We start from the raw sequence: 13,273 nt of genomic DNA, 5'->3' as shown, positions 1-13,273 counted from the left end.
TTGCTTGTGATTGGGGAAGCCGGGGCATCAGCCCCGGTAATAGCGTTGCGGCACGAAGGGAGTGGCGGCGACACGGGCGGGCAGCGGCTTGCCGCGCACCACCAGCGTCAGCGGCGTGCCGACTGCGGAATTCGCGATGTCGACATAGCCCATGGCAACCGGCGCGCCGGCGGTCGGGCCGAAGCCGCCGCTGGTGATCTCGCCGATGACGGTGCCGTTGGCATCCTGGATTTCGGTGTGCTCGCGGGCCGGCTGGCGGCCTTCCGGCTGGATGCCGACGCGGCGGCGCGACGCGCCCTCGGTCAGCTGCCGGTGGATGATGTCGTAGCCGGGGAAACCGCCCTCGGCGCGGCGGCGCTTCGGCAGGGTCCATTCCAGCGCACCGTCGACCGGCGTCGTGGTGGTGTCGATGTCGTGGCCGTACAGGCAGAGCCCGGCCTCCAGGCGCAGCGAGTCGCGAGCGCCCAGCCCGATCGCCTCGACCTCCGATTCGCCAAGCAGGGCGCGGGCGATCATCTCCGCATCCGCCTTGTCGCAGGAGATCTCGTAGCCGTCCTCGCCGGTGTAGCCGGAGCGGGTCAGGATCACCGGCACGCCCTTGAAGGTGGCGGACAGGTAGCTCATGAACTTCATCGTGGCGGCTTCGGGAACGAAGCGGGCCATTACCCCGGCCGCCATCGGCCCCTGGAGAGCCATCAGCGCCAGATCGTCCAGCAGTTCCACCTCGGCCTTCCCGGCCAGCTTCTCGCGCAGATGGGCGACGTCCTGCTCCTTGCAGGCGGCGTTCACCACCAGGAACAGGTGATCGCCGGCATTGGTCACCATCAGGTCGTCGAGGATGCCGCCCTGTTCGTTCAGGAACAGCGTGTAGCGCATGCGGCCCTGCGCCAGCCCCTTGATATCGCCGGGAACCAGCGTTTCCAATGCTGCGGCCGGATCGGCGCCGGTCAGGCGGACCTGCCCCATGTGGGACACGTCGAACAGCCCGGCCTTCTCGCGGGTGTGCTGGTGTTCCTTGAGGATGCCCAGGGGATACTGCACCGGCATGTCATAGCCGGCGAAGGGGACCATGCGGGCGCCAAGCTCGACATGGAGCGCGTGCAGCGGGGTGGTCTTGAGAGCGGTTGCGGCCTCGGTCACGCTGGTCCTCCGACAGGGTTACGGCACCCGCACCGGGATCGGTGCGGATCGCTGCCCCCTCTGTCTTGGACCTGAGAGATTCACCGCCGTCCGGTCGAGCCGGGCACCCGGTTTACTCCTTCGGTGAGTCGCGGCGACTGGGCGCCGAGGCTGCTTTCCAGAGTTGCCTTATCCCCTTGCGGTCCTTTTGCCTGAGAGTTTCCGGGGGCGGTTGCTCCTTCGGCGCCGCCTGCGGACCTGCCGATTTACGACAAGCTCACAAGCGATCTCTCCCGCGAGGGATCATCGGCGTGATGGCGGCACACTGTCGCGATCAGACAGGTTTGTCAATCGGCGCTCTGGCCAATGAACAAGCCAAGTCGTTGAAATGCCCCGCTTTTGGAAATTTTCCTTTTATATGATACGAGTAGGTATACATACCCATTTACCGCGTCGTGCCGAGCTGGCCAGCCGTTGTCCATCGCGGGACTCATTCCAATCGACAGAGTGGAGAGCGCGCAATGACCGTTCAGGCTTTCAACCCGTCCGACCTGTCCCAATCCGCCGCCAACTGGGCGGTGTCCCAGCGTATCGTCGGCAACTTCGCCCCCCATGCGCAACTCGTGCCGAACCTGACCCTTGCGCTCGATCCCGGCAATCTGCTGAACGGCACCATCCTGACCGAGGTGAACGCCCAGTCGGTCGGCCCCTTCGCACCGCCGGCCAGCGGCTTCCGCATCGACCGCGTGGTGGTGGACCGCAGCACCGGCGCCGCGGCCATCGTCACCGGCACCGCCAACAGCCTGACCCCGCCGGCGATTCCGGTCGGCAAGCTGCCGGTGGCCCGCGTGATGCTGCTGCCGACGACCGATGCCGTCACCAATGACGCTGTGGTGGACGAGCGGGCACTGGCGGATGTCGATTCCCGTCCGACCAACCCGATCATCGCCGTCGCTACGCTCAACGGCGTCAATCAGAGTGCTGCACCGAATGTCTACACCAAGGTTAACTTCAGCAACGTCGTGATCAACTCCCATCAGGGCTTCGACCCGTCCACCCAGCAGTTCAAGCCTTCCATTCCCGGCGTGTATTCGATCTTCTGCCAGCTGGGAATCGAGTGCAGTTCCGGGAAATCCATCGGCTGCGTCATTCGTAAGAACGGCAACCCTCTTGCGACCTATTTCAATGACACGTCCGTGACGGGAAGTGCCTTTGCCAATACCAGCACGGTCACCGCAATGAATGGTATCGACGATTACATCGAATTCTACGGTTTCTCAAACAACAGCGCGGCGGTGAATATCATCGGCACGAGCCATTTTTCGTTCTTCACGGCCAGCCTTCTCAGCATTTAACCACGTCGACCGGCAAGGCACAAAAAGGGAGCCGCGAAATGCGGCTCCCTCGCATACTATACAATCGGAATGACCGCTCTTACTTCTTCACCTGCGTCCGGTTGAAGTTCAGCTGCTCCGGCGTCAGCTGGAACCCCAGATAGATCTTCCAGTCCTTGGCATTGGCGTCCTTGGGCAGCGGGATCTTCGGCGTCAGCTCCTCGCGGGTGCCGGCGCGCGGCTGGCCGGGGACGAAGGTCACGTCGGTGTCGAAATAGGCCTTCGACACCAGCGTGTCGTCCGGCTGGGCCACGGCGACGAAATACTGGTACTTGGCCGTGGTGCCCTGGAGCGCCGGGCCGCGTTCCGCCACCAGATAGACGTTCACATTCACGGTGACGCCGCTGCTGGTGTAATCGCAGCTGCCGGTGAAATCGGTCAGGGCGGCGCGCGACTCCAGATCGGTCAGATCCTTGCCGCCGGGGCGGAACACCGTCACTTCCTGCAGGTCGCGGACGATGTTGACCTTCGGGCAGGCCAGCGCCGCTTCCGACGGGCTGGTCGGCCCCAGCCCCATGCCGGAGCAGCCGGAAAGCACCAGAACGGCCCCGGCCGCCAGCAACGCAGGGCGGCCCATCCCAAAGAGGGACGCCAGCGGGCTTTTCCGGGCGGGGGTTCCTATATTACGGTCGCGGCGGTCCATCGGTTCGGCCTGATCGGTTAACGGGCTGTTGGATCGCGACTTTAGTGTCCCAGCTTGACCGGCACAAGACCGCGCGGCGGTTCTATCCCTTGTGACCGTTCAGCACAGGACCACCTAAGGGCGACCTTCTCCACGCAAGGGCGGTACAGCGCATATGACCACGACCAATTCCCCAATCCGCCAGCCCCTGACCATCCTTCTGGCGGCACCGCGCGGTTTCTGCGCCGGGGTGGACCGGGCGATCCAGATCGTCGAGACGGCGCTGGAGCGCTTCGGAGCGCCGGTCTATGTGCGGCATGAGATCGTCCACAACCGCTTCGTGGTCGAAAGCCTGGAGGCCAAGGGCGCCGTCTTCGTCGATGAGCTGACCGAGGTGCCGGACGGCCGCCCGGTGGTCTTCTCCGCCCATGGCGTGCCGAAATCGGTGCCGCAGGCGGCCGAAGCGCGCGGGCTGTTCTATCTCGACGCCACCTGCCCGCTGGTCAGCAAGGTCCACCGCGAGGCCGAACGCCATCACGAGGACGGCAAGCAGATCGTCCTGATCGGCCATGCCGGCCATCCCGAGGTCATCGGCACCATGGGACAGCTGCCCGCGGGCGCCGTGGTGCTGGTGGAGACGGTGGCCGACGTCGCGACGCTGGAGGTGAGCGACCCGGAAAACCTCGCCTACGCCACCCAGACCACCCTGTCGGTCGATGAGACGACCGAGATCCTGGCCGCACTCCAGGCCCGTTTCCCCGCCATCGCCGGGCCGAAGAAGGAGGACATCTGTTACGCCACCACCAACCGTCAGGCGGCGGTGAAGGCCATCGCGCCGAAGGTGGAGGCGCTGCTGGTGCTGGGGGCGTCGAACTCCTCCAACTCGAAGCGTCTGGTGGAGGTGGCGAAGACCCATGGCTGCCCGGCCGCCCAGCTGGTCCAGCGCGCCGCCGACATCGACTGGAGCGCGCTCGCCGGCGTCGCCCGCCTCGGCATCACCGCCGGCGCGTCCGCCCCGGAAGTGCTGGTGGAGGAGGTTATCGAGGCCGCCCGCAGCCGCTTCGACGTGACGGTCGAGGAGCTGCGCACCGCGACCGAGAACATCGTCTTCAAGCTGCCGCGCGCGTTATCGGTGGAGCAGGCGGCGGTCTGAGGGGGCATTGCCCCCTCCCTCATCCCTGCGCCACCGCCAACAAGCTCTCCACGTCGACGACGCTTTCCAGCCGGTCCGCAACCGCATCCAGCGCCCGCTCGACCGCCACGCCATAGCCGAGATCCGACCCGGTGCCTCCCAGCCGGCGCAGATAGGCCGAGCGGAAGCCGTCGGCGGTGAACAGGCCATGCAGATAGCATCCGGCCACCCGTCCGTCCGCCGACTCCGCCCCATCGGTTCCGCCGCCGGCAAGCTCCAGCATCGGCCGCGCCCGGTCGGCCCCCTCCGTGCGGCCCATATGCATCTCGTAGCCCGCCACGGCGGCACCGGTGCGCCGCTCCGTCCCGCGCGCCTCCTCCAGCACCTTGGGCCCCTTCAGCACCGTCTCGACATCCAGCAGCCCCAGCCCGGCCGCCTCGCCGGGCGGGCCTTCGATGCCGTCGGGATCGGCGATGCGCCGGCCCAGCATCTGGTAGCCGCCGCAGATGCCCAGCACCCTTCCGCCGCGCCGCCAATGGGCCATGAGGTCGATGTCCCAGCCCTGCGCCCGCAGGAAGGCGAGGTCGGCGATGGTCGCCTTGGTGCCGGGCAGGATCACCAGATCGCAGTCGCCCGGCAACGGCTGTCCCGGACGCACCATGGTCAGGGCGACGCCCGGCTCCTGCGCCAGCGGATCGAAATCGTCGAAGTTGGCGATGCGCGACAGCATCGGCACGGCGATGCGCAGCGCTCCGTCGCCGGCCTCCCGCGGCCGGTCGAGCGCCACCGCATCCTCAGCCGGCAGGATCGCCGCCTCGCGCAACCAGGGCACCACGCCGAATCCGCGCCAGCCGGTGTGGCTCTCGATGATCCGCAGCCCTTCATCGAACAGGCGAACATCGCCGCGGAACTTGTTGATCAGAAAGCCCTTGATCCGCTCCTGTTCAGATTTCGGTAGAAGTGCATGGGTGCCGACCAGACTGGCGATCACGCCGCCACGGTCAATGTCACCGACCAGCATCACCGGCACGTCGGCGGCAGTGGCAAAGCCCATGTTGGCGATGTCGCCGGCCCGCAGATTGACCTCCGCCGGGCTGCCGGCACCCTCCACCACCACGATGTCGGCCTCGCCCCGCAGCCACTCGAAACTGTCGAGAACGGTGCCCAGCAGTTCGCGCTTGCGCAGCTGATAGTCGGCGGCGCGCGCGGTGCCGACCACCACGCCGCGCACCACCACCTGACTGCCGACATCCGACTGCGGCTTCAGCAGCACCGGGTTCATGTGGACGCTGGGCGCCACGCCGCAGGCCCGCGCCTGGAGCGCCTGGGCGCGGCCGATCTCGCCGCCGTCCGCCGTCACCGCGGCGTTGTTGGACATGTTCTGCGGCTTGAACGGCCGGACGCTCAGCCCGCGCCGCACCAGCGCCCGGCACAGCCCGGCCACCAGCAGCGACTTGCCGACGTCGGAGCCGGTGCCCTGCAACATGATCGCCCGGGATCTCATGATCTTAGAACTCGATGCCGGCCTGGGCCTTCACCCCGGCCTCGAACGGGTGCTTGACCAGCGTCATCTCAGTGACGAGGTCGGCGGCGGCGATCAGTTCCGGCTTGGCGTTGCGGCCGGTGATGCAGACATGCAGGTCCGGCCGGCGAGCGGCCAGCGTCGCCAGCACCTCGTCCAACGGCAGATAATCCATGCGCAGCACGATGTTCAACTCGTCCAGCACGATCAGGCGATAACGCGGATCGGCCATCAGCTCCTTCGCCTTGGCCCAGGCGGCTTCGGCGGCGGCGATGTCGCGGGCGCGGTCCTGGGTGTCCCAGGTGAAGCCCTCGCCCATCGTGTGAAAATCGACCAGATCCTCGAAGCGCTCCAGCGCCACCGTCTCGCCGGTGGACCAGGCGCCCTTGACGAACTGCACCATCCCGACCCGCATGCCATGGCCGACGGCACGCATCATCAGGCCGAAGGCGGCGGTAGACTTGCCCTTGCCCTTGCCGGTGTGGACCATCAGCAGCCCTTTCTCCACCGTCTTGGAGGCAAGCGCCCGCTCCTGCAACGCCTTGCGCCGCTTCATCTTCTCGGCGTGGCGGAGGTTCAGCTCATCGGTATCGACGGTCATACGGAGGTTCCCTTCACGAAAATCGGCAGACCGGCGACGGTCAGCACGACGCGCGGCGCCACGGCCGCGATGGATTGGTGCAGGCGGCCGGCATGGTCGCGGAAGCGGCGGGCCAGCGCATTGTCTGGCACGATGCCGAGCCCGACCTCGTTGGAAACGAGCACCACCCGGCCGGACAGCGTCGGCAATAGCTCCACCAGCGCCGCGGTTTCCGCCGCGATGTCGGCCTCGGCCATCATCAGGTTGGTCAGCCACAGCGTCAGGCAATCGACCAGGACGCCGGTGCCCTCGGCGGCATGCCGGCGCAGCACCCCGGTCAGGTCGCGCGGCTCCTCCACCGTCGTCCAGTCCGGGCCGCGGTCGTCGCGGTGCTTCGCCACCCGCTCGGCCATCTCGGCGTCCCACACCTGCGAGGTGGCGATGTAAACGCGCGGCCCGCCCAGCGCAGTCACCAGCCCCTCGGCATAGCGGCTCTTGCCCGAGCGGGCGCCGCCCAGCACCAGCGTGATGTCGGCAGTCATTCCCAAACCGTGCCGTCACGGTGGTGGTAGGCACCGTCGCGCCAGACCATGTCCTCGTCGGAATAATCGATCTCATCGCCGCCGCTGCGGTCGCCGACCTCCAGATAGCTGGCGGGCCGGTCGCTGCGATTGATCAGCCGATGGCCGTCGGCGACGCCCTGCGGAAAGCCTGCGCACATGCCGGCGGTCAGCAGCGTCTCGCCCACGTCGGTCACCAGAGTCAGTTCGCCGTCCACTACATAGACGAACTCGTCCTGCCGGCTGTGCCAGTGGCGCAGGGCCGAGGAGGCACCGGGCGCAAGCCGGGTCAGGTTGACGCCGAAATTGCTCAAGCCCAGCGGGTCGCCCAGCACCACCCGGTGCCGTCCGGCGACCTGCGACCGGAAGGGCTGCGGATAGTCGGTGGCGCCGGTTTCGGCGGTCAGCGTCGCGGGATCGAGGACCGGTGGATTCAGCACGGGCGCTCTCCGGTTCTGTGTTGCGGGTCCGGACTGTCGCAAACCGCACCGGCGGCGTCAAACGGCTCAAGTCCCCTTCCAGAGCAGGCCCTTACAAAGCAGGGTTGCCGGGACCGTGGCTGGACAGGCGCCGCTTCGCCCACCATGATTATTGCGGTGCAAAACAACAACCTGCGATCCGATGTCCCGCTTGGAAATCATCAGCCGCCGCCCCTCCGGAACTGCCAAGATGCCGCCGCTCCTGTTCGTCCATGGCGCCTTCAGCGGCGCCTGGATCTGGGATGCCAAGTTCCTGCCCTGGTTCGCCGAGCGGGGATGGGAAGCGCACGCCGTCTCGCTCCGCGGCCACGGCAACAGCGAAGGGCGCGACCGGCTGCATGATTTCGGCATCGCCGATTATGTCGACGACGTGCTGGAGGCGGCGGGCCGCCTGTCCGCTCCCCCGGTGCTGATCGGCCATTCGATGGGCGGCATGGTGGTGCAGCGCGCGCTGGCGAAGCGCCGTTTTCCGGCCGGCGTGCTGATGGCGTCGGCGCCGCCCTACGGCCTGCTGACCTCCACCATGGGGCTGGCCTGGCGCTCGCCCTACGTGTTCCAGCAGATGTCGATGCTGATGGCCTTCGGCGAGACCGCGATCAACCCCGACGCCATCCGCCGCGCCATGTTCTCCGACAAGATGCCGCACGCCGAAGCGGCCAAGTACGAGAGTTACCTGCAGGAAGAGTCGCGCCGCGTCCTGCTCGACATCGGCGGCTGGATCCCCTTCCCCGTCCTGCCGCCGCGCGACATGCCGGTTCTGGTGATGGGTGCCGAGGAGGATCTGCTGTTCCCACGCGCCGAAATCGTCGCCACCGCGATGGCGCTGGGCACCCAGCCGGTGTTCATGCCGGGCATGGGGCATGCGATGATGCTGGAACAGGATTGGCAGGCGGCGGCCGAGCGTCTGGAGACCTGGATCGCCACGACCGTGACGGCCGCAACCGCCCCGTCCGCCTCCGCCGTCTGACCCTGCCCGCCCCTATCCCTTCGGCCGTTCCGACCGCGAATAGTTGCTGAAATGCCCCTCCCTGGAGGCCTGCCGGCGGGCGGACTGGAGGATGGCGCCGGACTTGCCCTCCGGCGCCACGTTCGACAGCTGGCGGGTCAGGTCGGCACCGCCGCAGGACGGGCAGGCAGGCGTTTCACCGGAACGGACCAGGGTCTCGAACCCCTGGCTGCAGGACTGGCAACGGTAGGAATAGAGCGGCATCGCACCCTCGCGGAACGGATCGCACCGGTCCGAGCATGCCGCAATACCCACAACAAGAAAACGGTTTTGTTGCGCCGCAGCAGCGGAGCGGTCAGGCCGCCGCTCCGGCGAAATCGAATCCGGCCGCCTCGACTGCCTGCTGCACCAGTTCGGCCGGGATGCCGCCGGCGACCACGACGGTGCCGGTTGCGAGATCGACGGTCACCGCGGCGTTGGGGGCCGCCTTGGTGATCGCGTTCGAAACGGAGCGGGCACAGCCGCTGCAGGTCATCCCATCCACCTTGTACGCATCGGTCATCGTTACTGGCATCGCCACGGGCTTCCTTTGGATCGGGTCAGCCGCCGGCATGGTGCGTCCGCACCACCGCGCTGACCGGGACAAGAACGAAGCCACGCTTTTGCACATCCGGCAACCAGGATGCCAGAGCCTCGATTGTCGCATCGTGCGGGTGGCCGATGGCGACGGCGTAGCCCTGGCGCTTCGCCACCTGTTCGGTCTTGGTCAGCTGGGCCTTCACCGCAGCCACCGTTTCCACATTGTCGAGGAACACGTCGCGGCCGACCCAGGGCATCTTCAACTCCTGCGCCAGCCCGATTCCGGCGCTGTTGGGCGTGGTCCGGCTGTCGAGCCACAGCAGCCCGCGCCGGTGCAGTTCCGTCAGCACCGGCGCCAGCGCCGCGCGGTCGGTGGTGAAGCGGCTGCCCATATGGTTGTTCACCCCGACATAGCCGTCGAAGCTGTCCAGCGCCGCGCGGAACCGCTTCACGATCTCGCTTTTGTCCAGCGAGACCAGCAGCGCGTTCGGACCGGGATCGGCCTTCACGCTGGGTTCCATCGGCATGTGCAGCATCAGCTCATGCCCGTTGGCGCGGGCCGCCTTCGACTGGGCCGACAGATCGCGAGCATAGGGTAGCCAGGACAGCGTCAGCGGACCGTGCAGCCCGGCCATCCGGGACGAGCGCTTGCGGTCCAGCCCCATGTCGTCGATGACGATGGCGATGATCGGTTTGCCCTGCGGAACCTCGGCCGGCAGCGCATTCCTGCGCCACAATGCCGCATTGCCCGAGGGCGCCTGCACCGGCGGCTGGGCCGGGGGGACCGGCGGCGGCAGCATCGCCACGGTGGTGGCAGGCGGGCGCGGTTCCGCCTGGGCCGGCTTTTCCGGCACCGCATGCTCCGGGCCGACCGCCGCGTGCTGGGCGGGGGCCGGAGCCTCCACCTTCACCGCCGGCAGCGAGGGCGGCGACGGCGGCACGGCAGCCGACTGGGGCGGGGCCTGCTGGGCCGGAGCCTGTTGAACGGCGGCCTGCTGGGCACGCTCGCCGCCGGACCGGCCGCCGGTCAGCGTCGCCACGCCGATCGCCACCGCGAACACCGCAGCGACCGCCGCCAGAGCCAGGACGAAGGGATTCGACAGAAAGGGGGGAAGCGGAACCTTGCGGGCTTTCGAAGGCGCCTTGCGGGCCATGGTGACGATGTCCATCCTGCGACCGGGGCGGCGCACAGTGGCACCCTGCCGCAGCGACCGCAATTGCTCAAACGACACAAGACGGCCGCCGCAACGGAACCGTCATTCCAACGGCCCGACCAGTCCCCGGAGACCGCAAGATGCGCCCGTTTCTCCTCACCGTCCCGCTGCTGCTGGCCGCCGTCGCCCCTCAGGCACTGGCCGCCGGCGGCCCGCAATGCCCGCCGACCGTCAGCGTGACCGCCCAGCCGGAAGCACCGGGCGGCTGGGCGCCCTATCCGGGCCGCGACAGCCACAGCTTCATCGGCATCACCCTGATCGAAGGCGACCGCGCCCAGCAGATGACCAGCGCCTCGCGCACCACCCTTGCGCCCGACAGCGAGACCAGGCACGCGCGCCGTCTGGTCCAGCTCTGGGAGTTCGACGCCGCGCAGCGCGGCAAGCTCTTCGTGCTCTGCCGGTATCGCGGCACCGAGGCGACGCTCGCCGCCGACCTGCCGCGACAGACCCGCCGCTGCACGCTGACGCTGGAAACCGACATCCGCGGCGACGTCCTGGACGAGCCGAAGACACCGCCGCAGCTCGACTGCCGGTGAGGACGCGAGGCCCCAGGGCGAAGTTCTGCGCGGAGGCTGGAAATCCGCCCTTTCAGCCGCTAGGGTGTCCATCGTTGGAACAGGGCCGGAACGGCCCGGACGACCCGGACGAAGGTGGCCGGGCACAGGTGGAAGGCGGAAGGCGCATGCTGCTGCTCATCGATAATTACGACAGCTTTACCTACAACCTCGTCCATTACCTGGGCGAGCTTGGCGCCGACGTGCAGGTCCGCCGCAACGACGCCCTGACGGTGGAGGAGGCGATGGCGCTCCGCCCCGACGGCATCGTCCTGTCCCCCGGCCCCTGCGATCCCGACCGCGCCGGCATCTGCCTGCCCCTGATCGACGCCGCCGCCAAGGCCCGCCTGCCGCTGATGGGCGTCTGCCTCGGCCACCAGTCCATCGGGCAGGCCTTCGGCGGCCGGGTGATCCGCGCGCCGGTCCCCATGCACGGCAAGGTCGACAACATCCGGCACGAGGGCCGCGGTGTGCTCGCCGGCCTGCCCAGCCCGTTCCGCGCCACCCGCTACCATTCGCTGATCGTCGAGCGCGACACGCTGCCCGCCTGCCTGGAGGTGACCGGCGAGACCGCCGACGGCCTGATCATGGCGCTTGCCCACCGCGAGCTGCCTATCCACGGCGTGCAGTTCCACCCCGAGAGCATCGAGAGCGAGCACGGCCACAAGATCCTGCAAAACTTCCTGGATCTGACCCGTCCCCGCCCGGAAAGCGCGCCCCTGGAGACCGCGGCATGAGCGGCGATCTGTCCGACATGAAGGCCATCCTGGGCAAGGTCGCCACCGGCGGCGCCCTGACCGAGGCCGAGGCCGGCTTCGCCTTCGACATCATCATGTCCGGCAACGCCACCCCGTCGCAGATGGGCGGCTTCCTGATGGCGCTGCGCGTCCGCGGCGAGACGGTGGACGAGATCACCGGCGCCGCCCGCGTCATGCGCGCCAAGGCGATCCCGGTCGAGGCGCCTCCCGGCACCATCGACACCTGCGGCACCGGCGGCGACGGCGCCGGCACCTACAACATCTCCACCGCCGCGGCGCTGGTGGTGTCGTCCTGCGGCGTGCCGGTCGCCAAGCACGGCAACCGCGCCATCTCGTCGAAGTCCGGCGCCGCCGATGTGCTCGGCTCGCTGGGCGTCAACCTCGACTGCGACTTCGCCCTGGTCCGCAAGGCGCTGTGGGACGCCGGCATCGCCTTCCTGATGGCGCCGCGCCACCACCTCGCCATGCGCAACGTCGGCCCGACCCGTGTCGAGCTTGGAACCCGCACCGTCTTCAACCTGCTGGGCCCCCTCGCCAACCCGGCGACCGCCAAGCGGCAAGTTCTGGGCGTTTTCTCCAAGCAGTGGGTGGAGCCGCTGGCCCAGGTGTTGAAACGGCTGGGCTCCGAGGCCGCTTGGGTCGTCCACGGCTCCGACGGGCTGGACGAGATCACCACCACCGGCCCCACCACCGTCGCCCAGTTGAAGGACGGCGAGGTGACGGTGTTCGAGGTGACGCCGGAGGATGCCGGCTTGCCCCGCGCCCGGATCGAGGAGTTGAAGGGCGGCGACGCCCAGGTCAACGCCGAGGCGATTCACGCCCTGTTCGACGGGGTGCGCAGCCCCTACCGCGACATCGTGCTCCTGAACGCCGCCGCCGCCCTGCTGGTGTCCGGCAAGGCCGCGACGCTGAAGGACGGTGTCGCCATGGCCGCCGACGCCATCGACAGCGGCGGCGCCCGCGACCGCCTGCGCCGGCTGGTCGCCATCACCAACGAGGCAACGGCCTGATGAGCGACGTTCTGACCCGCATCAACGACGACAAGCGCGCCCTGGTGGCCTCCCGCAAGGCCGCCCGTCCCTTGTCGGAGGTGGAGGCCGCCGCCAGGGCCGCCAACGAGACCGACCCGCCGCGCGGCTTCATCCGGGCGCTGAGCGCCGCGGTCGAGGCCGGGCGCTACGGCCTGATCGCCGAGATCAAGAAGGCGAGCCCGTCCAAGGGTCTGATCCGTCCCGATTTCGACCCGCCGGCCCTGGCCCGTGCCTATCGCGAGGGCGGTGCGACCTGCCTGTCGGTGCTGACCGACGAGCCTTATTTCCAGGGCAAGGACGAGTATCTGGTCGCCGCCCGCGCCGCCGTCGATTTGCCGGTCCTGCGCAAGGACTTCATGGTCGATCCTTATCAGATCGTTGAAGCCCGCGCGCTGGGCGCCGACTGCATCCTGATCATCATGGCGTCGCTGTCCGACGCCCAGGCGGCGGAGATCGAGGACGCCGCCATCGCCCAGGGGCTGGACGTGCTGGTCGAGGTGCATGACCGCGCCGAACTGGACCGCGCGCTGCTGCTGAGGACCCCGCTGCTGGGCGTCAATAACCGCAATCTCAAGACCTTGGCGGTCGATATTGCGACGACGGAAGAGCTGGCCGCCAATGTGCCGGCCGACCGTATGCTGGTGGCGGAAAGCGGACTCTACAATCCCGCCGATCTGGCCCGGATGGCGAAGGTCGGGGCGCGCTGCTTCCTGGTTGGCGAATCGCTGATGCGGCAGACCGACGTCACCGCCGCCACCCGCGCCCTGCTGGCTCCGGTGTGAC

Annotated in this window: 16 protein-coding genes and 1 riboswitch; of the genes, 7 read left to right on the top strand and 9 right to left on the bottom strand. The window is 68.3% G+C overall.

What is annotated here, in order from left to right:
* Positions 1-27: 27 nt before the first annotated feature.
* Positions 28-1,140 (bottom strand): glycine cleavage system aminomethyltransferase GcvT, encoded by a 1,113-nt coding sequence (gene gcvT / locus ABNQ39_RS04190; RefSeq protein ID WP_376959156.1) that lies wholly within the window; start codon positions 1,138-1,140, stop codon positions 28-30.
* Between the two features lie 169 nt (positions 1,141-1,309).
* Positions 1,310-1,425: riboswitch (glycine riboswitch) on the bottom strand.
* 215 nt (positions 1,426-1,640) lie between these two features.
* On the opposite strand from gcvT, the gene ABNQ39_RS04185 reads away from it, so the two are divergent.
* Positions 1,641-2,474, top strand: a complete 834-nt coding sequence (locus ABNQ39_RS04185; protein WP_376959155.1) for a C1q-like domain-containing protein — start codon at positions 1,641-1,643, stop codon at positions 2,472-2,474.
* Between the two features lie 79 nt (positions 2,475-2,553).
* On the opposite strand, the gene ABNQ39_RS04180 is transcribed toward ABNQ39_RS04185, so the two are convergent.
* Positions 2,554-3,090 carry a hypothetical protein gene (locus ABNQ39_RS04180; protein ID WP_376959154.1) on the bottom strand — a complete coding sequence of 179 codons (537 nt, stop codon included), beginning with the start codon at positions 3,088-3,090 and terminating at the stop codon, positions 2,554-2,556.
* A gap of 220 nt (positions 3,091-3,310) precedes the next feature.
* Here ABNQ39_RS04180 and ispH point away from each other — a divergent pair, with 220 nt between their 5' ends.
* Positions 3,311-4,288 carry a 4-hydroxy-3-methylbut-2-enyl diphosphate reductase gene (ispH, locus tag ABNQ39_RS04175; protein ID WP_376959153.1) on the top strand — a complete coding sequence of 326 codons (978 nt, stop codon included), beginning with the start codon at positions 3,311-3,313 and terminating at the stop codon, positions 4,286-4,288.
* A 19-nt stretch (positions 4,289-4,307) separates the two neighbouring features.
* Here ispH and ABNQ39_RS04170 read toward each other — a convergent pair whose 3' ends face one another.
* The 4 genes from ABNQ39_RS04170 to ABNQ39_RS04155 are packed head-to-tail and all read right to left on the bottom strand — an operon-like array spanning position 4,308 to position 7,369.
* Positions 4,308-5,771: a cobyric acid synthase gene (locus ABNQ39_RS04170; protein WP_376959152.1), complete on the bottom strand. Its 1,464-nt coding sequence runs from the start codon at positions 5,769-5,771 to the stop codon at positions 4,308-4,310.
* Positions 5,772-5,775: 4 nt separating this feature from the next.
* Positions 5,776-6,390 (bottom strand): cob(I)yrinic acid a,c-diamide adenosyltransferase, encoded by a 615-nt coding sequence (gene cobO / locus ABNQ39_RS04165; protein WP_376959151.1) that lies wholly within the window; start codon positions 6,388-6,390, stop codon positions 5,776-5,778.
* Entirely contained in the window at positions 6,387-6,911 is a 525-nt protein-coding gene (cobU, locus tag ABNQ39_RS04160; protein ID WP_376959150.1) for a bifunctional adenosylcobinamide kinase/adenosylcobinamide-phosphate guanylyltransferase, read from the bottom strand. Before cobU ends, cobO begins: the two co-directional genes overlap by 4 nt.
* Positions 6,908-7,369, bottom strand: coding sequence for a cupin domain-containing protein (locus ABNQ39_RS04155; RefSeq protein ID WP_376959149.1), 462 nt, complete (start codon positions 7,367-7,369; stop codon positions 6,908-6,910). The genes cobU and ABNQ39_RS04155 overlap by 4 nt, the downstream gene beginning before the upstream one ends.
* 229 nt (positions 7,370-7,598) lie before the next feature.
* Between ABNQ39_RS04155 and ABNQ39_RS04150 the strand changes: the two genes are divergently transcribed.
* Entirely contained in the window at positions 7,599-8,375 is a 777-nt protein-coding gene (locus ABNQ39_RS04150) for an alpha/beta hydrolase (RefSeq protein WP_376959148.1), read from the top strand.
* Between the two features lie 12 nt (positions 8,376-8,387).
* On the opposite strand, the gene ABNQ39_RS04145 is transcribed toward ABNQ39_RS04150, so the two are convergent.
* The 3 genes from ABNQ39_RS04145 to ABNQ39_RS04135 all read right to left on the bottom strand — a co-directional run bounded on the left by ABNQ39_RS04145 (position 8,388) and on the right by ABNQ39_RS04135 (position 10,102).
* Entirely contained in the window at positions 8,388-8,618 is a 231-nt protein-coding gene (locus ABNQ39_RS04145) for an FmdB family zinc ribbon protein (RefSeq protein WP_376959147.1), read from the bottom strand.
* A 91-nt stretch (positions 8,619-8,709) separates the two neighbouring features.
* The gene (locus ABNQ39_RS04140; RefSeq protein WP_342210687.1) at positions 8,710-8,928 is read right to left on the bottom strand and encodes a heavy-metal-associated domain-containing protein; all 219 of its coding nucleotides are present in this window, start codon (positions 8,926-8,928) and stop codon (positions 8,710-8,712) included.
* 25 nt (positions 8,929-8,953) lie between these two features.
* Positions 8,954-10,102, bottom strand: coding sequence for a divergent polysaccharide deacetylase family protein (locus ABNQ39_RS04135; protein WP_376959146.1), 1,149 nt, complete (start codon positions 10,100-10,102; stop codon positions 8,954-8,956).
* A gap of 125 nt (positions 10,103-10,227) precedes the next feature.
* Between ABNQ39_RS04135 and ABNQ39_RS04130 the strand changes: the two genes are divergently transcribed.
* The 4 genes from ABNQ39_RS04130 to trpC all read left to right on the top strand — a co-directional run bounded on the left by ABNQ39_RS04130 (position 10,228) and on the right by trpC (position 13,272).
* The gene (locus ABNQ39_RS04130; RefSeq protein WP_376959145.1) at positions 10,228-10,683 is read left to right on the top strand and encodes an STY0301 family protein; all 456 of its coding nucleotides are present in this window, start codon (positions 10,228-10,230) and stop codon (positions 10,681-10,683) included.
* A gap of 146 nt (positions 10,684-10,829) precedes the next feature.
* Positions 10,830-11,438, top strand: coding sequence for an anthranilate synthase component II (locus ABNQ39_RS04125; protein ID WP_376959144.1), 609 nt, complete (start codon positions 10,830-10,832; stop codon positions 11,436-11,438).
* A complete protein-coding gene (trpD, locus tag ABNQ39_RS04120; RefSeq protein WP_376959143.1) occupies positions 11,435-12,469 on the top strand; it encodes an anthranilate phosphoribosyltransferase in 1,035 nt (344 codons plus the stop codon). Before ABNQ39_RS04125 ends, trpD begins: the two co-directional genes overlap by 4 nt.
* Positions 12,469-13,272, top strand: a complete 804-nt coding sequence (gene trpC / locus ABNQ39_RS04115; RefSeq protein WP_376959142.1) for an indole-3-glycerol phosphate synthase TrpC — start codon at positions 12,469-12,471, stop codon at positions 13,270-13,272. The genes trpD and trpC overlap by 1 nt, the downstream gene beginning before the upstream one ends.
* Position 13,273 lies beyond the last annotated feature (1 nt).

Origin of the sequence: Azospirillum sp. A26, assembly GCF_042604635.1 — a bacterium.
Lineage (GTDB): Bacteria > Pseudomonadota > Alphaproteobacteria > Azospirillales > Azospirillaceae > Azospirillum > Azospirillum palustre.
Note: the sequence above shows the minus strand (reverse complement) of the source record. Positions and strands in the feature narration are given on the sequence as shown.